We start from the raw sequence: 20,676 nt of genomic DNA, 5'->3' as shown, positions 1-20,676 counted from the left end.
CATGTGGGCCCTGACAGGCTATTTAGTTGTGTGCAGTACTACTAACGATATTGGCACAGATCTAACCCTCAACCGTGAATTGAAGGTTTCCCCGTGGTGCTTTCATTTTGCCGTACGCTGCCCGTTTCCGCCAGTGCGGCACTTTCGGGGTCATGTTCAGGCACGCGGGTGTGCCTGCTGGTAGCTTTTCCGGAGCCGGTCAACCGAAACATGGGTGTAGATCTGCGTGGTGGCCAGACTGCTGTGACCAAGAATTTCCTGAACAGCACGCAGGTCCGCTCCCCCATCCAGAAGGTGGGTAGCCGCGCTGTGCCTGAGTGCATGCGGCCCGGTGGCCGAGGTGTCGCCGAGTGCCTGCAGCAACTCGCTGACCACTGCACGGATTTGGCGCGGATCAACGCGGTTGCCCCGCACTCCCAGGAAGAGCGCAGGTCCACTGACGGCAGTCATCACTGCAGGACGGCCCCGCCTGAGCCAGTCATCGACCGCCACCGCTGCGGGCACACCGTACGGCACAGTGCGTTCTTTATTTCCCTTTCCCAGAACCCGGAGTGTCCTTCGGTCCGGATCAAGGTCGTCGATGTCCAGCCCGGCCAGTTCGCCCACGCGAACTCCTGTGGCATAAAGAAGTTCCACCATCGCCCTGTTGCGCACCGCCATGGGCCCACCGTCTGCGGCCGCTGTGGTCAGGTCGTCCACCATCCGGGTCACCTGCTGCTGCAGCAGCACACCTGGCAGGGACTTGTCCCGTTTGGGTGCCTGCAGACGAACTGCGGGGTCCGTGGCGATGAGTTCTTCCCGGAGCGCCCAGCCAGTGAACGACCTGGCCGTTGCGGCCCGGCGAGCCAGGGTTGCCCGGGCCATGCCGGCCTCACTCTGTGCCCCAAGCCACCGCCGGAGGGTTCCCAACTCCAGTTGCCCTAGTTCATCGACTCCCTCCTGCACTGCAAAGCCCAGAAGACTCTCGACGTCGGCGAGATAGGCACGCACCGTGTGCGCAGACCTCGCGCGTTCGCCCTCCAGGTATCGCCGAAACCTGTCCACCGCGCTTAGCAGGGATGTTGGTAGAGATTGTCCGTCCACCCTTCCCACTGTGCCAGCAGCCAGGACCATCACGGCGTATCAACATGCTTTCCAGCCCTGGCTAAGCATTTTTGGCCCGTTTCCAGGCGCCGCGTTCCGAGGCGGCCAGCCCCATCAGTCCCAGGCGCCCAAGGCCCGCACGCACGGCGTCCGGACTTAGACCCGCCACTACGGTCAGTTTCTCCACCGAGCTGGCTGATCGGAGCGGCAGCGCGTCGAGGAGAATGAGGTCCTCCAAGGACAAGCCGTCATGCACTGCCGAGCCCTCGTCCTTTGCTCCACTGCCCATTTCCCCCATTTCACCGGCAAGCTCAGTGATTTCCCCAACGTCGGTGACGCAGACGGCTCCCCCGTCCCGGAAGAGCCGGTGGCAGCCCGCCGAGTTGGCGCTGTGAATGGATCCGGGGACTGCCGCAACAACCCTGCCGATCGATTCAGCGTGATGGGCTGTATTGAGGGCGCCCGAGCGCCAGCGGGCCTCCACCACCACCGTGACGGAGGCTAACGCTGCGATGATCCGGTTCCTTTGCAGGAACCTGTAACGGGTTGGAGCGGATCCAGGGGGGACCTCCGAAATGACGGCCCCTTGAGTGCTTACCGCCCGGAGCAGGTCCTCGTTGCCGGAGGGGTAGTACCGATCCACTCCCCCGGCCATGACCGCGATGGTGGGCACGCTGGCCACGCCACCGCTGAGGGCTCCGCGGTGGGCATGTGCGTCGATGCCGTAAGCGCCACCGGAGACTACCGTGTATCCCCGCTGCGCCAAGCCATAAGCGAAGTCACCGGTAACGGACGCTCCGTAGCTGGTGCTGTCCCTTGATCCCACAAGTGCAATGGTTTGCCGTGCACGGGGCAGGGGCTGCTCCTGTCCCCGCCACCACAAGCACAACGGTTCCTGCAGGCCCAGGTCCCCCAATTGCTCCGGCCATAATTCGTCCCCAGGGACGATCAAACGGCCACCCAGCCGGCGCATGGTCTCCAGGTCGCGGTCCGGCGCGAGGTCGGCAACCCGGGGCGCCCATCGGCGAAGACTGGCAGGAAGTCCCGCCCATGAGGCCGGTCCCCCTGCTTCCACGAGCAAGGCGGATATCTCCTGCTCCACACTGGGACCCGTAGCCAACTCCCCAGTGGCTACCCCCAAGGCATCAACGGCTCCCAGAGTCCTTACCAAAGCAAGGCCAACAGAATCCTGCGGTTCCATAAGCCGGGCAAGGGCTGCCCTGGCAATCCGTTCCTTGTCCTGCGTCCCCAATGCGGCCACTCTGGTGGTTCCTTCCGTCTTGATATCTCTCATGTCGCGGCCGCAGCCTGTCGCAGGCCGAGCGCTTGGCCGATGTGGTCGATGTCCGGCGCCTCGCTGTGTCCCAGGTCTGCGAGAGTCCATGCCAGCCGGAGGACGCGATCGTAACCACGGGCAGTAAGGGTCCCACGTTCCAGAGCGGCGTCAAGGATCCGGGTGGTCCCGGGAGATAGCCGCAGTTCACCCCGCAATGTGCGTCCTGGTACCTGCGAGTTGGTTTCCAGCCCCAAATGCTGCAGTCGCTCGTACTGTCGCAACCTGGCAGCCAGAACCCGGGCGGCCACCGTGCCGGTATCCTCTTCCTCGCCTGCATTCCCGAAATCAGCCAAGGAAACCCTTTCAACCTGTAACTGGATGTCCACGCGATCCAACAGAGGACCCGAAATCCGCCCGAAGTAGCGGCGGCGCATCATGGCAGTGCAGGTGCAATCCATGCCCTTGCCTGAAGCCTTGCCGCAGGGGCATGGATTGGCGGCCAGGATGAGTTGAAAACGTGCCGGGTAAGCAGCGGTCCCCGCAGAGCGATGAATCACCAGTTCGCCACTCTCCAGGGGCTGGCGGAGGGCATCGAGCACCCGGCGCTCATACTCCGGGGCCTCGTCAAGGAACAACACGCCGCGATGTGCCCGCGAAGCTGCCCCCGGCCGGGGAAGCCCTGACCCACCTCCGATGATTGCTGCTGCGGTGGCACTGTGATGTGGATTCTCGAAAGGAGGCCTGCGGATTAACCGCACGGCTGAGGACTGCACAGCGGCCAACGAATGGATGGCAGTGACTTCCATCGCGGCCGTGTCGGCCAAGTCCGGAAGCAGCCCCGGCAAACGCTCAGCCAACATGGTTTTTCCAGCCCCCGGCGGCCCGGTCAGCAGCATGTGGTGTCCGCCCGCGGCAGCTACTTCCAGGGCCCGGCGTGCCTCGCCTTGGCCCGAAACATCGCAAAGGTCCGGCAGAATGCCAACGCCACCCTCGTCGTCGTCCGAAATGTCGCCGCCCCCAGGATCGTAATCGAGGGCAAGGTCCTTCGGGTCGGCGCCGAAGTCGAAGGCGAGGCGGGCAAGCGTCTTGTAGCCGCGAACCTTGGCACCGGGAACCAGTGACGCCTCAGCGGCGTTGGTCTCTGCCACTACGACATCCGGGTAGCCGGCCTGAACGGCCGCCATCACCGCGGGCAGGATTCCCCGGACGGGCCTCAACCTGCCGTCCAAACCCAATTCCGCTATGAAGACAGTGCCGCCGATGGAGCGGATGTCGTTCGCCGCGCAGAGAACTGCCATGGTGATGGCGAGGTCAAAGCCCGAGCCCCGCTTTGGGAGTGAGGCCGGTATCAGGTTGGCTGTGATTTTCCGCCGGCTTAGGGGGATCCCGGAGTTTTGGGCTGCCGACCGGATCCGTTCCTTTGCCTCGTTGAGGGCAGCATCGGGCAAACCGAGGATGACAAAGTTGGGGAGGGTCTGTCCGATATCGGCTTCGACCTCGACGATGTAGCCGTTGAGGCCTACCAACGCAACGCAGTAGCTCCGCCCTACCCCCATTCAGCCGACACCCCGCAAGTGATCAAGCTCTGGCTCGCCAGTGCCGTTGTCGATGACCGACACGACGTCGACGCGCCTGCGGGGAGCATTAAGCTCGTGTTCCCGACACCAGGACGAAGCCAGCCGGTGGAGTCGCGCCAGCTTGGCCGCGCCCACGGCTTCGAACGGATGCCCATAGTCCAGGCTCCGGCGGGTTTTTACTTCGGCCACCACGAGGGTGTCGCCCTCAATCGCAACGATGTCGATCTCACCCTCGGCGCATCGCCAATTGCGATCGATGATCCGTATCCCCTGGTTCTCCAGGAATTCGGCCGCCAACTCCTCGCCGTTGCGGCCAAGCAGGTCTTTTGCTCTCATGACCATCACCTCCACACACCAGCATTCAGGCTGGCTGCGGAGGGCAACAGGGAGCTAAGGAGCTATGTGGATAAAACCCCGGAAGATCGGGGCTGTGGAGGAACAGTAAGAGGCTAGTTGCCAAGATCTCCAAGGTCGCCAAGGCCGCCATCCTTAGGCAGCGACAGCTCTTCGCTGCGGGGCAGCTCTTCGACATTGACATCTTTGAACGTGATGACCCGGACGTTCTTAACGAATCGAGCAGAACGGTAAACGTCCCAGACCCACGCGTCCTGAAGAGTGAGGTCGAAATAGACTTCCCCGTCCGCGCTGCGTGCCTGAAGGTCTACATGGTTGGCCAGGTAGAACCGCCGTTCGGTTTCCACGACGTAGCTGAACAGACCGACAACATCCCGGTATTCACGGTAGAGCTGCAGCTCCATGTCGGTTTCATAGTTCTCAAGGTCCTCGGCACTCATAGTTCCATCTTGCACCATCCGCCGGGCAGCACGCGCCACCAGGTCTCCCGTGCGGACCAGGAGGCCGTCAGACAGGTTCAGGCCCGGTAAGGTTCCAGCTGGTGCGGTGGTAGGCGCTGGGTCCCTGAAGCCGGATCACATCCCTGTGGGCCGACGTGGCGTAACCCTTGTTTTCATTCCAGCCGTAGGCAGGGACCTCCGAATGGAGATCGACCATGATGCGATCGCGTGCCACCTTGGCCAAGACGCTCGCTGCGGCGACACTGAGGCAGCTCATATCTGCCTTCACCCGGGTATGGACGGGGGCTTCGCACCAAGGTCCCGAAGCGCTGGTATCGAAGAGCGAGGCCTGAACCTCTGGAGATAGCCAATTGTGGCTGCCATCCAGCAGGACGATGTCCGGTACGACGCCGCCATCCAGGATCTCAAACCATGCACGGGTACCTGCCAGGCGCAAGGCAGCGATGATGCCGATCTCATCAATTTCCCGGGACGTCGCGTGTCCTACTGCAGAAGCTACAGCCCAATCCCGAACAAGTGGTTCGAGCCTGTCGCGGTCCTCGGGCTTGAGCAGTTTACTGTCCCGGACATCTGCCAGCAGGCAGTGGTCCTCAAGGTTGACCACAGCAATGCCCACGCTGACGGGGCCAGCCAAGGCACCACGCCCCACCTCGTCGACTCCGGCGAGCAACCGCACCCCAGGCGACAAGAAAGACCGTTCGACGTCAAGGGTGGGAAACCCAACCGGGTCTTTTGCCTTGGCCCGCGGTTTGGTCTGGGCCTTGGCCTGCGTCTTGCGTTTTGCCCCTGCGGTGGTTATGGCCATTACTTTCCTGAGGTGCCTGCCGGAACGTTCCGGAATACGTCCTGGAAGTTGTCGAGTATCGTCCATCGAGTGACAGGCCAAGCAATAACCGTGGCCTTACCCTCGATGTCCTCCATGTTAACGAAACCGCCGTTGGTTTCCTGGTGGGCCCGGGAGTCTGCGGAATGGTTGCGGTTATCGCCCATCACCCAGACCTTGCCTTCCGGGACCACAATGTCGAACGGACTCGGCTGTGGCACCTCTGCCGGGTTGATGTACGTTTCGTCCAGGGGCACACCATTAATGCTGACCCGTCCCTGGGCGTCGCAGCAGGAAACCCTGTCTCCCGGAAGCCCGATCACCCGCTTGACGAGGTGCTGCTCATTATCATCGGCGGCCAAACCTACGAATTCGAGGGCGTCCCCAACCCAATCCATCGGCCCCGCAGGCTTTTTTACGACTGGCGTCAACCAGTTTTGTGTATCTTTGAAGACCACAACATCACCATGCTGCAGAGCGAATGGCTCAGGAACCAGGAGGTTGATGAAGATGCGGTCGTTGACGTCCAGCGTGCTTTCCATGGATTCCGAAGGAATGTAGAACGCCCGGAAAAGGAACGTCTTCAGGAGGAAGGACAACACCAAAGCGATCGCCACAACTGTGACGATCTCCTTGACCCATACGAGAACCGGGTTTTTCCGCGGTTTCTCCGCAGCATGGGCCCCGCCCGGGGAATTGCGGGCTTCGGAATCGCCGGCCTCGTCGGACACGCTGGCCGGGCCAGCGTCATCCGGGCGGGACTCAGCCACACCAGCGCTGCTTGCCGTTCCGTCCGAGACCCGGGCGTCGTCGTCGTACCGCTCGGGATTCTCTGGAGCTTTGTCCGGCATCTACTGTCCGTTCTTCGATGATGTTTCGGCCTGCATGGAGCGAGGCATCTCTGCAAATCTATCAAGTGGCCAGATGATCTGGACCGGGCGGCCAATAACGCGTTCGATCGGGACCATGCCGCCACCCGGTGCTCCGAGGAGCCCACGGGAGTCGGCAGAACGCGAGCGGTGGTCGCCCATGAGCCACAGCCGGCCTTCCGGCACAATGACGTCGAATTTTTGCTTGCTGGGTTCGTCGCCGGGATAGACGTAGGATTCCTCAACCGGCTGACCGTTAACTGTGAGAGAGCCGCTGGAGTCGCAGCACTGCACGCGGTCCCCTGCAACCCCAATGACCCGCTTCACATACGTTGTGTCGCTGCCCGTCAGTCCAAACCATTGGCTTGCCGCCGAAACGGCGTCTACGAATGGGCCCTTGCCGCTGCTGAGCGGGGCAAAAGTGCCTCTGCCGTCGAACACCACAACGTCACCGCGGCGGATCGGCTCGGAGTTGAAGGCCGTGCGCGAAACCAGGATCCTGTCCCCCGTTCCGAGGAGGGGTTCCATCGACTCGGAGGGAATGTAGTAAACGTCCATCCAAAGGGACCGCACCAGCCCACTGATGGCAATGGCGAGGAACAGTGCGAGCAAAACAAAACGCCAGCCCTGTTTCCGGGGCTGGCGTTCTGATGTTTCCATGATTCGTATCCCTGTTGCGTTGCGGATTGCTCCGGAACTACCGGGCACGAATCCTGGACCCGTTGGTAAGTCGCAGGACTTACTTGGCGAAGTCGCGCTTTTCCTTGATCTTCGCAGCCTTACCGCGCAGTGCGCGCATGTAGTAAAGCTTGGCGCGGCGGACGTCACCCTTGGTGACGACCTCGATCTTGTCGATGATCGGGGAGTGTACCGGGAAGGTACGCTCTACGCCGACACCGAAGGAAACCTTGCGCACGGTGAAGGTTTCGCGAACGCCGTCGCCCTGGCGGCCCAGGACGAAGCCCTGGAATACCTGGACGCGGGAGTTCTTGCCTTCGATGATGTTGACGTGAACCTTGAGGGTATCGCCCGCGCGGAACTCCGGAACATCGTTACGCAGCGAGGCTGCATCTACGCTATCGAGGATATGCATTAATCCACTCCTGGTGAACGCCACAGGTCATTCACTTTGGGTTACGGCGAACAAGCCCGAGGCACGAAGGCCGACCGGAAATCTCCGCCGAAGTTTCTTAGTGCCCGGTCCCGCCACTGATTGGCGTCACCGGGTTGTCCGACTGTTGGCTGAACTCCCCCTGTGGCAGGTGTCAGCCCAGCAGACACAAGGGTTAATTCTGCCATATCCGGGACCATCCGGCCAACTGTCAAGCCTCGTGGAACATTCGACGGCGGCAGGTGGCCTTAGTTTGCGGCGTCGCCGCCGGGTCGGGGGCGAAGGCGGCCTTCAACGACGTCGTACCCGAGGTCAGCGAGGGCGTTGCGGTCTGCGCGGCTCAGCGCACCGGCGTCGAACGCTTCCAACAGGTCCGGCCGCCGCGCCGCGGTACGGCGGAACTGTTCGTGGCGCCGCCACTGGGCAATCTTGCCATGATTGCCGCTGAGCAAGATGGCAGGCACATCGTGGTCCCGCCACGCGGAAGGCTTGGTGTACACCGGGTACTCCAACAAGCCATCGGAATGGGATTCCTCAATCAAGGATTCGGGATTGCCAACAACACCGGGAAGGAGGCGTCCGATGGCTTCAACCATGGCCAGCACCGCCACTTCGCCGCCGTTAAGCACGTAGTCGCCCAGGCTGACGGGCCGCACCGTGAAGTGATCCTGCGCCCAATCAATGACACGCTCGTCAATGCCTTCATAACGTCCACAGGCGAAGACAAGCTGCTCTTCCTCGGCGAGCTCATATGCCAGGGCCTGGTTGAACTTCTCCCCCGCTGGTGAGGGAACAATCAGAACGGGCTTGGAACCTTCACGGACAGTCGCCACTGACTCAAGGGCCTGCGCCCACGGTTCCGGCTTCATGACCATCCCGGCGCCGCCGCCGTACGGAGTGTCGTCCACGGTCCTGTGCTTGTCCGTGGTGAAAGTCCGGAGATCGTGAACGTTGAGATCCAGCAATCCGTCCTGGCGCGCCTTGCCTATGAGCGAGAGCTCCAGCGGGGCGAGGTACTCGGGGAAAATGCTGACGACATCGATCCTCATTCAGGCATCATCCCCGGCGCCATCCCCAGGCTCCGCCGCGGTGTCGTCGTTAATCTCAAAGAGGCCAGCAGGCGGAGTGAGGAGGACGTAGCCGTCCTCAATGTTGACTTCCGGCACGATCTCATCAACGAAAGGAATGAGGATTTCCTTGCCTTCGTCGGTCTTGACCGTCAGCAGGTCCTGGACCGGAAGCGTGCTCAGCGCGGCAACTTTGCCCACTACCTGCGAACCGACGCGTGCCTCCAGGCCCACCAGCTCGTGCTCATACCAGCCCTCATCATCGTCGTCGTCGTCGAGTTCCTCGGTTTCGATGAAGAGCTTCGCCCCACGGATGGCTTCAGCGGCGTTACGGTCCGCGATTTCCTCGAAACCCAGCAGAAGAATGTCCTTGTTCCACCGCGCACTGCGGATGGTCAGCGGTCCGGCAGAAACCGGCTCCACAACAAACTCGGTTCCTGCGACGAAGCGCTCGGAGGGTGCGTCGGTGAGTACCTGCACCGTCACCTCGCCGCGGATGCCGTGGGGTTTGCCGATCCGGGCCACCTGGAGCTGCATGGATTCCTCTGAATTCTTGTGTACCGCGCCGCCGGGCAGCCACGGTGTTGATTTTGTGGATAAAGCAATCCGGCCCCTCCACCATATTCGGTGAAGGGGCCGGATCTAAGACAAGTAGTGCTGAGCGCGTTACCGGCGACGGTCGGTGTCGACGACGTCGACCCTGACCTGCTCGCCACCAGCCAAAGCTGCTACCACAGTGCGCAATGCACGTGCGGTGCGTCCTTGACGGCCGATCACCCGTCCGAGGTCCTCCTGGTGAACGCGCACCTCAAGGGATTCCCCGCGGCGGTTGTTCTTGGCACTGACCTTGACATCCTCAGGGCTGTCAACGATCCCACGGACCAAGTGCTCGAGCGCTTCTGCCAGCAACTTACTCAGCCTCGGTGGTCTCTGCTTCAGCCTCGGCCGGAGCTTCTGCTTCGTCCTTCTTGGCCTTCTTGGTGATGGCTTCCGGAATGATGACGGAACCCTTCTCCGGTGCTACGAAGGCTTCCTTCGGAGCTTTGGTCTTCAGGGTGCCTTCCTGGCCCGGGAGGCCCTTGAACTTCTGCCAGTCACCGGTGATCTTGAGGATCGCGGCAACCTGCTCGGTCGGCTGGGCGCCAACGGAAAGCCAGTACTGGGCGCGCTCGGAAGCGACCTCGATGTATGACGGCTCTTCGGTGGGGTGGTACTTGCCGATTTCTTCAATGGCACGGCCATCGCGCTTGGCGCGGGCATCCATGACGACGATGCGGTAGTACGGTGCGCGCATCTTACCGAAGCGCTTAAGGCGAATCTTTACGGCCACTTTTGTGGTCACTCCTGTTTCTGAAACGGGGTTGACCCGACGTTCTGCACCCGTGGGGCGGGCCATACTTGACGGTTCGAAGGACAAGATACGAGCACGGAGAGAGGGGCCGCACCGATCGAGTACCTGTCTATTGTGCCAGATGCCCGGTGCAATTACGACTTCGGCCGCGCGCGGCGGTGTGTTCTTGCCCACTCCCGGACCGGGCGAGGTGCCCGAATCCGGTTGTTGTTCGTCTCAGACAGACCAGACGTAAAGTCCGGAGCGCTCTGCCTTTTCGACATCCGTGGCAAGGGCCGCCAATTGCTGGACGTACTGGCGCGATTGGGCAGCGTCGAACGGCATGTCGTCCTGCGCGGCCCAGGCGGCAGCAACGTCGTCGAGCACGTTTGCGTCGCCTTCGCTCTCATACGTGAGCAGCTCGGCAAGCGCCCGCACCATGGCTTCGGGGACCCCCAGAAGCGCGTCGCTGGTGACATCAACCAAGGCGAGCTCGTAGTCAGCGCCTGCGGCATGGACGGCCTGGCCGGCGAGGTCGCCCAACTGCTCCACCTCGAAATCGGTGATGCCATCAATCCTGACGGCAGGTCCGGTCGCATCCGCACCCTTGTCCAGGGCGGCTGCCCGCTTGAGTGCTTCGTCGTGGGTGGCTACAAAAATTTCGGCAAAGCCCATGGAAAGTACTCTCATTCCTTCGTGCTGACGGGGCGGCGGCACAGGACCCAAGGGTTCCTCGCCGTCAGTGCCCAGCCTAGTGCAGTCAAAAGGCCCGCGGCGTCGCAGCCGGCCGGGCCGGCTCAGCGAACGGCGACGCGAAGCTTGTTCCGCCACGGATCATCAAACTGAAGCTCCGCGCCTGTGTGATGATTCTGCACGCCTGCAACCTTGAGGCGATCTGCCAGCCCTGCTACGTCGTCGGTGGTGGGCACCTCGATCAGCACCTCCCCCAGGCCGAGAGTGTCCCGGCGGGGTCCGGCGCCGCGGCTGTTCCAAACGTTCATGGCCATGTGATGGTGATAGCCCCCGGCAGAAACGAACAGCGCCTGTCCATGCCAGCCCGCGGTCCGCTCGAAACCCAGGGTTTCCACGTAGAACTTTTGCGCGGTCTCGACGTCGCCCACCTGCAGGTGCACGTGCCCGACGCCGGCAGCCGCCTCGCGCTGTCCGGTCACGGCAGCTTCACTGAGGTGCTGCTGCAGGAACCGCTGCGGCGGCAAGGCAACGTTATCCATGACAACGTTCTTACCGTCCCACTGCCAGAGTTCCCGGGGCTTGTCGTAGTAGAGCTCGATGCCGTTTCCCTCGGGGTCGGTGAAGTAGAACGCTTCACTGACCAAGTGGTCGGCGCTGCCGACGAAGGCGCGGGGCTCATACTCAGCCGCCGTTGCAATGGTGGCGGCCAATGACGGCTGGTCCTCGAAGAGAATGGCCGTGTGGAACAGGCCGGCCTCGCCCCGCCCTGGAATCTGCAGGCCGGCCGCCGGGGCAAGATGCACCACAGGCCTTCCGACCCGCCCCAGATAGAGCCCACCATCCTGCTCGGCCACGACTTCCAGGCCAAGGGCCCGCTGATAGTAGTCGCTCATGACTTTCATGTCGCCGACCTTGAGCATGACGGTGCCCATGGTGAGTTCGGCAGGCAGAAGATCCTGGCTGAGTGGTGTGGTCATGTGAAGCTCCCGGTTCCGAGGTGGCCGCGCATCGGCACCTTCTATCCATCTAAATTACTTGAAGCTTCAATTTATTCCTAGCGAACGATCATTCCCCGCAGGACAACGTGCTGAAGTACGGATACTGTCGACAAGTCGCGCCTCGGGTCGTCCCTGCACAGGACGACGTCGGCACTCGCCCCTTCGCTGATGCCCTCAGCTCCCAGCCACGCCCGTGCGCCCCATGTGGTGGCGTCCAGGACCGCCGCCGGCGGCAGGCCGGCGTCGTGCAGTTCCTTCATTTCGTCCGCAATCCTGCCGTGCTTGATGACGCTTCCGGCGTCCGTGCCGGCGTAGATAGCCACACCCGCCTCAAAGGCCTCCTGCACACGCTCACGACGACGCTCCCAAAGGCGCGTCATGTGGTCCGCGTACTCCGGAAACTTCGGAGCAGCTTGGGCGGCAATGCCGGGAAAGGTCGCGATATTGACCAACGTGGGCACGATGGGCACGGACTGCTCCACCAAGCGCGGAATGTGCCGCGGCAGGAGGCCCGTGGCGTGTTCGATGCAGTCAATGTTGGCATCCAGCATGTCGTCAAGGGTGTCCTCCGCGAAGCAGTGGGCCGTGACCCGGGCACCCTCATCGTGGGCTGCAGAGATGGCATCCCGGACGAGCTTTGCCGGAAACGACGCGGCCAGGTCCCCAACGCCGCGATCGATCCAATCGCCTACCAGTTTCACCCAGCCATCACCGTCACGGGCTTCCTTCCGGACAGTCTCCACGAGCTGTTCGGGTTCGATTTCGTGGCCCAACCCCCGGAGGTAGCGCCGGCTCCTGGCGATGTGCCGGCCGGCTCTCATCAGGCGGGGCAAGTCCGCGCGCTGCTGGACCCAGCGCGTGTCGCTGGGCGATCCGGCGTCGCGGATGAGCAGCGTTCCGGCGTCGAGGTCCGTCTGGGCCTGGGCGAGGGTGGTCGCCTCGTCAACCGCCCCGCCGATGCCAAGTCCGATGTGGCAGTGGGCGTCCACAAAGCCTGGCAGCACCCAACCATCCAACACCCTGTCCGGTGTGGGCGCGGGGCGTTCAAAGGTCAGGACTCCGTCCACGGACCACATCCCGTGCCGCTCTTCGTCCCGTGACACGAGCACAGGTCCGCTGAATTCGATGATGGTGGCCATGGGAAAAGCCTAGTCCCGCCACGGCAAGCCGGAAGCTGCTGCGTTCATGTGACTGGGCGCCCTTCGGGAGCTGTGGTAGCTTCGTCTACGACCACACGGGGGCCCCTGCAGGGGCTGAGATCGGACTGATGCAGTCTGCGACCGTTGAACCTGTCCGGGTAATGCCGGCGAAGGAAGTGAGTAATCCTTGAGCACCACAGAAACACAGCACAGCCCTGTCCAAAATTCGATCAACGCGGGCCGAAACCAGTCCGGCGCGGGCGAAAATGCGGCAGAAACCGTGACCCAATCGCTGAAGTCGCACTCGCTGGCGTGGTTGGAGGATCCCACCAGCGGTATCCGCGTTCCGGTCACGGAAATCGCGTTGGAGCCCTCCCCCAACGGCCAGGCCAACACGCCGTTGCAGGTTTACCGGACGGCCGGGCCGGGCAGCGATCCAGTGGTCGGGCTGGAGCCATTCCGGGCACCGTGGATCGAGGGCCGCGGCGATACGGAGACCTATTCGGGCCGCGGGCGAAACCTGCTCGACGACGGCAAGTCCGCGGTGAGGCGGGGGGCAGCGTCTGCCGAATGGAAGGGCGCTTTACCGGTGCCGCGCCGCGCCGTCGAGGGTAGAACCGTCACGCAGATGCATTATGCGAAGCAGGGAATCGTGACACCCGAGATGCGGTTCATCTCGCTGCGGGAGAACTGCGACGTCGAACTGGTCCGAAGCGAGGTGGCAGCAGGCCGGGCCATCATCCCCAACAACATCAACCACCCCGAGTCCGAGCCCATGATTATTGGCAAGGCCTTCCTGGTGAAAATCAACGCCAACATCGGAAACTCGGCCGTCACCAGCTCAATCGCCGAAGAAGTGGACAAACTGCAGTGGGCTACCCAATGGGGTGCGGACACGGTGATGGATCTTTCCACCGGCGACGATATCCACACCACTCGCGAGTGGCTCATCCGCAACTCCCCCGTCCCGATCGGAACGGTGCCCATCTACCAGGCACTGGAGAAGGTCAACGGTGAAGCCAACCAGCTCACATGGGAGATCTTCCGGGACACCGTGATCGAACAATGCGAGCAGGGTGTGGACTATATGACCATCCACGCCGGTGTGCTGCTGAGGTACGTACCCCTGACCGCCAACCGCGTGACCGGTATCGTATCCCGGGGCGGCTCGATCATGGCGGGATGGTGCCTGGCACACCACCAGGAAAACTTCCTCTACACGCACTTTGATGAGCTCTGCGAAATCTTCGCCCAGTACGACGTCGCGTTCTCACTGGGCGACGGGCTGCGCCCCGGTTCCATTGCCGACGCCAACGACGCCGCGCAATTCGCAGAGCTGGACACCCTCGCTGAGCTGACCCAGCGGGCGTGGGAATTTGATGTTCAGGTCATGGTGGAAGGTCCCGGGCACATCCCCTTCCACTTGGTCCGGGAGAACGTGGAACGCCAGCAGGAACTGTGCAAGGGGGCCCCGTTCTATACTCTGGGTCCGCTGGTCACTGATATCGCCCCGGGCTATGACCACATCACCTCAGCCATCGGCGCCACCGAGATTGCCCGCTACGGCACGGCGATGCTCTGCTACGTGACACCCAAGGAACACCTCGGGCTGCCCAACAAGGACGATGTCAAGACGGGGGTGATCACCTACAAGATCGCAGCCCATGCCGCAGATCTCGCGAAGGGACACCCGGGGGCCAGCGAGCGTGATGACGCCCTTTCCAAAGCACGTTTTGAGTTCCGTTGGCGCGACCAATTCGCACTCTCACTGGATCCGGTGACAGCCGAGGCCTTCCATGATGAGACACTTCCCGCCGAACCGGCCAAGACGGCACATTTCTGCTCCATGTGCGGTCCCAAGTTTTGCTCCATGCGCATCAGCCAGGACATCCGCGACGAGTACGGTTCGGCAGAGGCACAAGCAGCCATCGCTGACATGCACAGCGGAATGCGGGAAAAGAGCGAGGAATTCATGGCTTCAGGCGGAAAGGTGTACTTGCCTGAACTTGAAGTCCCCTCCGCACCGGCCGCCGCTGCGTCAGGAAGCCTGAACTGACATGGCCCGTCCCACGTCCCCGACGAACGTACGGATGATGTGATCGCCGTCGACTGAATCCTGGGGCCGGTGCCCGCCTGCCGCCACGCGGCGGCGGGCGCCGGTTTCCTGGAGGTATCCCGCAATTTCTTCGTACAGGGGTTCCCAACCACCTGTCAGGACCAAGGTGGGGACGCCCGGCACAATGTGCAGCGGGGCCTCCCACGGCGGCGCTTGGAGCCTGAGCCTGCGGGCCGATCGCCGGGCCTCCGGAGAGTCCAGTCCGCCGGTCTCGGCGGAGAAAGCACGCCGGTAAAACTCGCGCTGGTAATCGGCGTCGTTGAGCTGGTTCCGTACATCGAACAGTGGTTCCATGAGGGCACGGTGTGAAGCGGTGGCCGGAAGTTCAGCCGTCAGGGACAGGCACGCCGGCTCCACCAAGGCCAGCGAGTGGACCAGGTCAGGGCGTTCAACGGCGGCCAACATGGCGGAAATAGCGCCTTGCTCGTGGGCCACGATGTGACCGCCGCCGGAATCGACCAAGGCGTTGATCACGATGGCGACGTCGGCCGACACGTTGGACTCCACGGGTTCGGCAATTGCGTCAAAGCCATGCCTTCGCAGGAAGAGTGCGTCATAAGCGAGGGCCATGCCGTGTTGCTTCGGCCACGCAGCAGCACCAAAACTGCCCAGGCCGTGGACGAAGACTACGCGCTGCTTGTGCATTGGTTCAGCCTATTCCACGGCTCTGACATCCCAACTGACCGGAATTTGTGGTTGCTTTGAGCCTTCAAAGCAGCCACTAAGCCAGCCAGTTGGGTGCGACGTTTATTTGCCGAGGAACTTGTCGAAGCCCTTGGGAAGGTTGAGCGATGACGGGTCGAAGTCTGCTGCGCCCTGGCCGAAGGCCGCGCCCGTGGGTGCTGCCGAGGCTGCGTTGGCCCGCTTGGCCTCCGCGTCGCGCAGCTCCTGTGCTGCCTTGGCGGGGTTGCCCGAACGCGCCTTTTTCTTCGGAGCGTTCTTTCCGTTCTTGCGTCCGCCGCCAGGGCCACCCAGGCCAGGCATCCCGGGCATACCCGGCATGCCGCCGCCTTGGGCCAGCTTCTTCATCATCTTCTGGGCTTGGGCGAACCGCTCCAGCAGGCCGTTGACCTCGGAAACGTGGACGCCTGAACCCTTGGCGATACGTGCGCGGCGCGAGCCGTTAATGATCTTGGGTGCAACACGCTCGTGAGGAGTCATGGAGCGGACAATAGCCTCGACGCGGTCGATTTCTTTTTCGTCGAAGTTCTCAAGCTGCTGACGGATGTTCTGCGCACCCGGCATCATCATGAGCATCTTCTTCATGGAGCCCATGTTGCGGATCTGCTGCATCTGGGCCAGGAAGTCGTCCAGGGTGAAGTCTTCCTGGTCGGCGAACTTCTTCGCCATCCTGGCGGCTTCGTCCTTGTCCCATGCCTTCTCAGCCTGTTCGATCAGGGTGAGGACGTCACCCATGTCCAGGATGCGCGAAGCCATGCGGTCCGGGTGGAAGAGCTCAAAGTCGTCCAGGCCCTCACCGGTGGAGGCAAACATGACCGGCTTGCCGGTAACGGACGCAACCGAAAGAGCGGCACCGCCGCGGGCATCGCCGTCGAGCTTTGACAGCACAATGCCCGTGAAGTTGACGCCTTCATCGAAGGCCATCGCCGTATTGACGGCGTCCTGGCCGATCATGGAGTCGATCACGAAGAGGACTTCGTTGGGAATGATCGCCTGACGGATACGGCGGGCCTGATCCATCATCTCGGCATCGACGCCGAGGCGGCCGGCGGTGTCAACGATCACGACGTCGTGGAGCTTCTGGCGTGCTTCCTCAACACCGGCCTTGGCGACAGCCACCGGGTCACCGGCAGGGTGTTCAAGCTCGGATGTTGCGCCCGGGTGCGGGGCGAAAACCGGGACGCCGGCGCGCTGGCCGACAACCTGGAGCTGTGTGACCGCATTGGGGCGCTGAAGGTCGCACGCAACCAGCATGGGACTGTGGCCCTGCGCCTTGAGCCACTTGGAGAGCTTGCCGGCGAGGGTGGTCTTACCGGCACCCTGGAGGCCGGCCAGCATAATGATGGTGGGGCCGGTCTTGGCCAGGCGGATGCGTCGGGTCTCGCCACCAAGGATCTCCTTGAGTTCCTCGTTGACGATCTTGACGATCTGCTGGCTCGGGTTCAACGCGCCCGAAACCTCAGCGCCCAGGGCACGTTCGCGGATCCGGCCGGTGAACTCGCGGACTACGGAAACGGCAACATCCGCATCCAGCAGGGCACGGCGGATCTCCCGAACGGTGGCATCGACATCAGCCTCGGTGAGGCGGCCCTTGCCACGAAGGTTCTTGAAGGTTGCTGTCAACCGGTCAGAGAGTGAATTGAACACGCGCCGTGCACTTCTTTCGATGGTCTACGAATGGCGGCCAATGCGGCACGCCATAGTCCTGATCATTCTTGCCCCGGCAAACATGCCTCAGCCAACAAATCTGAATCGACTACGGGACTCGACTATCTAGGGTACCAAGTCGCACCTGCAAGATGGCATGCTGGCACAGTGACCAGCAAAACAACTGTAAAAACGTTGCTCATCCTCGGCGCGTCCGGGGACCTCACAGGCAGGCTGCTCCTCCCGGGACTGGCCGGACTACTGGCTTCCGGCCGGGCTGCCGGGCTGCGGCTGGTGGGGGCGGGTTCCGACCCCTGGACCCCGGACCAATGGAAGCAGCGGGTGGAGGGCGCCTTTGCGGCAGCTTCGAAAACAGCTGACACCGCCGGGCGTGCCGCGCTGACCGCTGTCTCGGAAAATACCGGATACCACCAGGTGGATGTCACTGCAGACGGGCCGTTGGCGGAGCTGTTGGCCGGACTGGAGGGGCCGGTTGCCATCTATTTTGCGCTGCCGCCGCAGGTCAGCCAGAAGGCATGCGAGGTTCTCCACCAGGACCAGCTGCCAGCCGGGACACGCTTGGTGATGGAGAAGCCCTTCGGCTCGGGCACAGAATCGGCCCATCAGCTGAACAAGACGCTGGCCGCACTGGTGCCCGAGGACCACATCCACCGCGTGGATCATTTCCTGGGCAAAGCCACCGTGCTCAACATCCTGGGCCTTCGCTTCGCCAACACGTTCCTGGAACCCGTGTGGAACCGGGACCACATAGAAAAGGTGGAGGTCATTTTCGACGAAGACCTCGCCCTTGAGGGCCGGGCCCGCTACTACGACACAGCCGGGGCGCTTCGTGACATGATCCAAAGCCACCTCCTGCACATCATGGCGTTCCTCGCCATCGATGCCCCGGCCACCGTCGGGGAACGCGACCTCCGCGACGCCGTGGCAACAGTCTTGCGGGCCAGCAGCATCAAGGCCCCGTATGGCAGCTCCACACGTCGCGCACGCTACACCGCGGGTACCCTCGGGGAGCGGACTGTCCCTGACTACGCCGCCGAGGATGGCGTGGACCCTGCACGTAACACCGAGACCCTCGCTGAGGTCACGGTGAACATCGATAACTGGCGTTGGAAGGGAGTCCCGTTCATCCTTCGCTCCGGCAAGGCACTCGGGCGGCGGCGCAAGGAAGCCGTGATCACGTTCCGCCCGGTTCCCCATCTGCCCAGGGGCTTCTCCGGCGTCGATTCCCCCAACCAGCTGCGGATCGGCTTCGGTCCGGACGTGCTCCAACTCGACGTCGACGTCAACGGTCCGGGCGACGTCTTCACCTTGGACCGTGCCAGCCTGGTGGCCGAGCTCAACGCACCCGGAATGCTGCCCTACGGAGAAGTCCTGGAGGGCATCCTCAACGGGGATCCTCTCCTGTCCGTCCGGGGCGATACGGCAGAAGACTGCTGGCGGATCATCGAGCCGGTCCTCCGCGCCTGGGAAAGCGGCGCCGTCCCGCTGGACGAGTACGACGCCGGAGGCCCGGGACCGGCGAACTGGCCCACCGGCGTCGTGGACTAAGTCCAGCGTCAACCACAAAGCGGGCCGGGCACCTTGACTGGTACCCGGCCCGCTTTGCTGTGTCAGGAACTTAGATTGCGGCGGCGCCGCGCTCCCCGGTCCGGACCCGGACTGCTTCGTAAACATCCACGGTCCACACCTTGCCGTCACCGGCGCGTCCGGTGTTGGAGCTGGCGATGAGGACATCGAGGATGTCGTCCGCCTGCTCGTCCGTGGCGAGAACCTCGATGCGGATCTTTGGCAGCAGATCCACGTTGTACTCGGCTCCGCGATACACCTCCGTGTATCCGCGCTGGCGGCCGTAGCCGCTGGCCGCGCTGACCGTCAGGCCCTGGACCCCGTATGCTTCGAGGCCTTCCCGGACTGCTTCAAGCTTTTCGGGACGGACGATCGCTGTGATGAGCTTCATGCCTGGACACTCTCCTTGCCTTCTGCGGGAGCCTTCTCTTCGGACTTGCCTGTCATTGCCTCGTGCAGCGGCTGGAAGCTGCCACCGTGGCCGTTGACACCGAACTCGTAGGCAGTCTCAGCGTGCAGGCTGAGGTCGACGCCCACGTTCTCCTGCTCCGTGGAGACCCGGAAGCCCATGGTCTTGTGGATGGCGAAGGCGATGATGGCCGTCATGATGGCCGAGAAGGCGATGGCGATTCCGGCAGCTGCAAGCTGTGCCCACATCTGCGTCATTCCGCCGCCGTAGAAGAGGCCGCCGCCCACGCCGTCGGCGGGAAGGGCAATGAAGCCCAGCGCCACGGTGCCGATGATGCCGGAGACCAGGTGGACGCCCACAACATCCAGGGAATCGTCGAAGCCCCAGCGGAACTTGAGGCCCACGGCAAGGGCCGATGCCACACCTGCAACCACACCGAGGCCAAGTGCGCCGACCGGGCTGACGTTGGCACAAGCCGGAGTGATGGCCACCAGGCCGGCAACCACGCCGGAAGCGGCGCCGAGGGAGGTCGGGTGTCCGTCACGGATACGTTCGGTGATGAGCCAGCCGATCATCGCCGCTGCCGGAGCTGCGAGGGTGTTGATCCAGATCAGGCCGCCCTGCTCGGCGGTTGTTGCTGCGCCACCGTTGAAGCCAAACCAGCCGAACCAGAGGATGGCTGCTCCGAGCATGACGAACGGAATGTTGTGGGGGCGGTGGTTCGGGTCCTTGCCGAAGCCACGGCGGTTACCAATGATGAGGACCAGGACCAGTGCCGCTACACCTGCGTTGATGTGCACAACCGTGCCGCCAGCGAAGTCGATGGCCGGACCGAGGGCCTTGCCGATGGCGCCTTCAGGGCCGAACAGGCCGCCGCCCCACACCATGTAGGCCAGCGGGCAGTAAACCAGGGTGACCCAGACCGGAACAAAGATGCTCCATGCGCCGAACTTGGCGCGGTCTGCAATGGCGCCGCTGATGAGTGCGACTGTGATGATGGCGAAGGTAGCTGCGTAGCCCACCTTGATCAAGCCATCCGGGGTGTCAATGCCTTCAAGGCCGAAGGTGGCGAACGGGTTGCCCACGATCTCCATGAAGCCTTCGCCTGAACTCATGGACGCGCCCCACAGTACCCAGACAACGCCGACGATGCCGATGGAGATGAAGCTCATCATCATCATGTTCAGGGCTGCCTTGGCGCGTGTCATGCCGCCGTAGAAGAATGCCAGACCGGGTGTCATGAACAGCACAAGCGCCGCCGCCACCATGACCCATACGTGACCTGCGGTAAGTTCCATGGTGCACGTTCCTCTCTTGCTAGATCTGCGGTTCAACCGCTGTCCTGACGCCGTTTGCGTCCTGCTTAAGAGTTTTGTGCCGCCGTGTTTCACCTGCGCGGGTTTTATATTGCGCGCCGGTTACAACAACCTCCCCAACGTAAATGGTGCATATCCC

Annotated in this window: 22 protein-coding genes and 1 riboswitch; of the genes, 2 read left to right on the top strand and 20 right to left on the bottom strand. The window is 62.8% G+C overall.

Annotated elements, in window-relative coordinates; all coding sequences use genetic code 11:
• Nucleotides 1–156: 156 nt before the first annotated feature.
• The 16 genes from N7568_RS13550 to N7568_RS13475 form a co-directional block, all read right to left on the bottom strand.
• Nucleotides 157–1,113, bottom strand: a complete 957-nt coding sequence (locus tag N7568_RS13550; RefSeq protein WP_306422874.1) for a tyrosine recombinase XerC — start codon at nt 1,111–1,113, stop codon at nt 157–159.
• Between the two features lie 31 nt (nt 1,114–1,144).
• Complete coding sequence (dprA, locus tag N7568_RS13545) at nt 1,145–2,377, bottom strand: DNA-processing protein DprA (RefSeq protein WP_261610313.1); 1,233 nt, start codon at nt 2,375–2,377, stop codon at nt 1,145–1,147.
• Complete coding sequence (locus N7568_RS13540; protein ID WP_261610312.1) at nt 2,374–3,915, bottom strand: YifB family Mg chelatase-like AAA ATPase; 1,542 nt, start codon at nt 3,913–3,915, stop codon at nt 2,374–2,376. Before N7568_RS13540 ends, dprA begins: the two co-directional genes overlap by 4 nt.
• Entirely contained in the window at nt 3,916–4,281 is a 366-nt protein-coding gene (locus tag N7568_RS13535; RefSeq protein ID WP_261610311.1) for a YraN family protein, read from the bottom strand.
• A gap of 104 nt (nt 4,282–4,385) precedes the next feature.
• Nucleotides 4,386–4,730: a DUF2469 domain-containing protein gene (locus tag N7568_RS13530; RefSeq protein ID WP_090818960.1), complete on the bottom strand. Its 345-nt coding sequence runs from the start codon at nt 4,728–4,730 to the stop codon at nt 4,386–4,388.
• 67 nt (nt 4,731–4,797) lie between these two features.
• On the bottom strand, nt 4,798–5,556 hold the full coding sequence (locus N7568_RS13525; RefSeq protein WP_261610310.1) for a ribonuclease HII: 759 nt from the start codon (nt 5,554–5,556) through the stop codon (nt 4,798–4,800).
• Nucleotides 5,556–6,425 (bottom strand): signal peptidase I, encoded by an 870-nt coding sequence (gene lepB, locus N7568_RS13520; protein ID WP_261610309.1) that lies wholly within the window; start codon nt 6,423–6,425, stop codon nt 5,556–5,558. The genes N7568_RS13525 and lepB (N7568_RS13520) overlap by 1 nt, the downstream gene beginning before the upstream one ends.
• Nucleotides 6,426–7,103 carry a signal peptidase I gene (gene lepB / locus N7568_RS13515; RefSeq protein WP_261610308.1) on the bottom strand — a complete coding sequence of 226 codons (678 nt, stop codon included), beginning with the start codon at nt 7,101–7,103 and terminating at the stop codon, nt 6,426–6,428.
• A 79-nt stretch (nt 7,104–7,182) separates the two neighbouring features.
• Nucleotides 7,183–7,536 (bottom strand): 50S ribosomal protein L19, encoded by a 354-nt coding sequence (gene rplS / locus N7568_RS13510; RefSeq protein WP_014922079.1) that lies wholly within the window; start codon nt 7,534–7,536, stop codon nt 7,183–7,185.
• 266 nt (nt 7,537–7,802) lie between these two features.
• Nucleotides 7,803–8,603 carry a tRNA (guanosine(37)-N1)-methyltransferase TrmD gene (gene trmD, locus N7568_RS13505; RefSeq protein WP_261610307.1) on the bottom strand — a complete coding sequence of 267 codons (801 nt, stop codon included), beginning with the start codon at nt 8,601–8,603 and terminating at the stop codon, nt 7,803–7,805.
• Nucleotides 8,604–9,158, bottom strand: coding sequence for a ribosome maturation factor RimM (gene rimM, locus N7568_RS13500; protein ID WP_261610306.1), 555 nt, complete (start codon nt 9,156–9,158; stop codon nt 8,604–8,606).
• A gap of 129 nt (nt 9,159–9,287) precedes the next feature.
• Nucleotides 9,288–9,530, bottom strand: coding sequence for an RNA-binding protein (locus N7568_RS13495; protein ID WP_011775119.1), 243 nt, complete (start codon nt 9,528–9,530; stop codon nt 9,288–9,290).
• A gap of 1 nt (nt 9,531) precedes the next feature.
• Complete coding sequence (rpsP, locus tag N7568_RS13490) at nt 9,532–9,951, bottom strand: 30S ribosomal protein S16 (protein WP_017199647.1); 420 nt, start codon at nt 9,949–9,951, stop codon at nt 9,532–9,534.
• Nucleotides 9,952–10,188: 237 nt separating this feature from the next.
• The gene (locus N7568_RS13485; RefSeq protein ID WP_261610305.1) at nt 10,189–10,626 is read right to left on the bottom strand and encodes a hypothetical protein; all 438 of its coding nucleotides are present in this window, start codon (nt 10,624–10,626) and stop codon (nt 10,189–10,191) included.
• 122 nt (nt 10,627–10,748) lie between these two features.
• Complete coding sequence (locus tag N7568_RS13480; RefSeq protein ID WP_261610304.1) at nt 10,749–11,621, bottom strand: VOC family protein; 873 nt, start codon at nt 11,619–11,621, stop codon at nt 10,749–10,751.
• A gap of 77 nt (nt 11,622–11,698) precedes the next feature.
• Nucleotides 11,699–12,781, bottom strand: a complete 1,083-nt coding sequence (locus N7568_RS13475; RefSeq protein ID WP_261610303.1) for an amidohydrolase family protein — start codon at nt 12,779–12,781, stop codon at nt 11,699–11,701.
• Nucleotides 12,782–12,866: 85 nt separating this feature from the next.
• A riboswitch (TPP riboswitch) is annotated at nt 12,867–12,974 on the top strand.
• Here N7568_RS13475 and thiC point away from each other — a divergent pair.
• The gene (gene thiC / locus N7568_RS13470) at nt 12,969–14,837 is read left to right on the top strand and encodes a phosphomethylpyrimidine synthase ThiC (protein ID WP_306422872.1); all 1,869 of its coding nucleotides are present in this window, start codon (nt 12,969–12,971) and stop codon (nt 14,835–14,837) included. Its footprint overlaps the riboswitch before it by 6 nt.
• Here the strand turns inward: thiC and N7568_RS13465 are convergent.
• Nucleotides 14,820–15,542 (bottom strand): alpha/beta fold hydrolase, encoded by a 723-nt coding sequence (locus N7568_RS13465; protein ID WP_261610302.1) that lies wholly within the window; start codon nt 15,540–15,542, stop codon nt 14,820–14,822. The genes thiC and N7568_RS13465 overlap by 18 nt on opposite strands.
• A 102-nt stretch (nt 15,543–15,644) precedes the next feature.
• Nucleotides 15,645–17,225: a signal recognition particle protein gene (ffh, locus tag N7568_RS13460; RefSeq protein WP_018776214.1), complete on the bottom strand. Its 1,581-nt coding sequence runs from the start codon at nt 17,223–17,225 to the stop codon at nt 15,645–15,647.
• Between the two features lie 30 nt (nt 17,226–17,255).
• Here ffh and N7568_RS13455 point away from each other — a divergent pair, with 30 nt between their 5' ends.
• Entirely contained in the window at nt 17,256–18,794 is a 1,539-nt protein-coding gene (locus tag N7568_RS13455) for a glucose-6-phosphate dehydrogenase (protein WP_261610301.1), read from the top strand.
• A gap of 70 nt (nt 18,795–18,864) precedes the next feature.
• On the opposite strand, the gene N7568_RS13450 is transcribed toward N7568_RS13455, so the two are convergent.
• Nucleotides 18,865–19,203 carry a P-II family nitrogen regulator gene (locus tag N7568_RS13450; protein WP_017199639.1) on the bottom strand — a complete coding sequence of 113 codons (339 nt, stop codon included), beginning with the start codon at nt 19,201–19,203 and terminating at the stop codon, nt 18,865–18,867.
• Entirely contained in the window at nt 19,200–20,519 is a 1,320-nt protein-coding gene (locus tag N7568_RS13445; RefSeq protein ID WP_261610300.1) for an ammonium transporter, read from the bottom strand. The genes N7568_RS13450 and N7568_RS13445 overlap by 4 nt, the downstream gene beginning before the upstream one ends.
• Nucleotides 20,520–20,676: the final 157 nt, after the last annotated feature.

Source organism: Paenarthrobacter aurescens (assembly GCF_025421775.1).
Classification (GTDB): Bacteria; Actinomycetota; Actinomycetes; order Actinomycetales; family Micrococcaceae; genus Arthrobacter; species Arthrobacter aurescens_B.
The sequence above is the reverse complement of the archived record's forward strand: the minus strand, read 5'-3'. Positions and strand labels throughout refer to the sequence as shown.

Coding starts and splice junctions, on each gene's coding strand:
- N7568_RS13550 (WP_306422874.1), bottom strand. CDS start 1,113: ATGGTCCTGGCTGCTGGCACAGTGGGAAGGGTGGACGGACAATCTCTA.
- dprA (WP_261610313.1), bottom strand. CDS start 2,377: ATGAGAGATATCAAGACGGAAGGAACCACCAGAGTGGCCGCATTGGGG.
- N7568_RS13540 (WP_261610312.1), bottom strand. CDS start 3,915: ATGGGGGTAGGGCGGAGCTACTGCGTTGCGTTGGTAGGCCTCAACGGC.
- N7568_RS13530 (WP_090818960.1), bottom strand. CDS start 4,730: ATGAGTGCCGAGGACCTTGAGAACTATGAAACCGACATGGAGCTGCAG.
- N7568_RS13525 (WP_261610310.1), bottom strand. CDS start 5,556: ATGGCCATAACCACCGCAGGGGCAAAACGCAAGACGCAGGCCAAGGCC.
- lepB (WP_261610309.1), bottom strand. CDS start 6,425: ATGCCGGACAAAGCTCCAGAGAATCCCGAGCGGTACGACGACGACGCC.
- lepB (WP_261610308.1), bottom strand. CDS start 7,103: ATGGAAACATCAGAACGCCAGCCCCGGAAACAGGGCTGGCGTTTTGTT.
- rplS (WP_014922079.1), bottom strand. CDS start 7,536: ATGCATATCCTCGATAGCGTAGATGCAGCCTCGCTGCGTAACGATGTT.
- trmD (WP_261610307.1), bottom strand. CDS start 8,603: ATGAGGATCGATGTCGTCAGCATTTTCCCCGAGTACCTCGCCCCGCTG.
- rimM (WP_261610306.1), bottom strand. CDS start 9,158: ATGCAGCTCCAGGTGGCCCGGATCGGCAAACCCCACGGCATCCGCGGC.
- N7568_RS13485 (WP_261610305.1), bottom strand. CDS start 10,626: ATGGGCTTTGCCGAAATTTTTGTAGCCACCCACGACGAAGCACTCAAG.
- N7568_RS13480 (WP_261610304.1), bottom strand. CDS start 11,621: ATGACCACACCACTCAGCCAGGATCTTCTGCCTGCCGAACTCACCATG.
- N7568_RS13475 (WP_261610303.1), bottom strand. CDS start 12,781: ATGGCCACCATCATCGAATTCAGCGGACCTGTGCTCGTGTCACGGGAC.
- N7568_RS13465 (WP_261610302.1), bottom strand. CDS start 15,542: ATGCACAAGCAGCGCGTAGTCTTCGTCCACGGCCTGGGCAGTTTTGGT.
- N7568_RS13455 (WP_261610301.1), top strand. CDS start 17,256: ATGGCGGCCAATGCGGCACGCCATAGTCCTGATCATTCTTGCCCCGGC.
- N7568_RS13450 (WP_017199639.1), bottom strand. CDS start 19,203: ATGAAGCTCATCACAGCGATCGTCCGTCCCGAAAAGCTTGAAGCAGTC.
- N7568_RS13445 (WP_261610300.1), bottom strand. CDS start 20,519: ATGGAACTTACCGCAGGTCACGTATGGGTCATGGTGGCGGCGGCGCTT.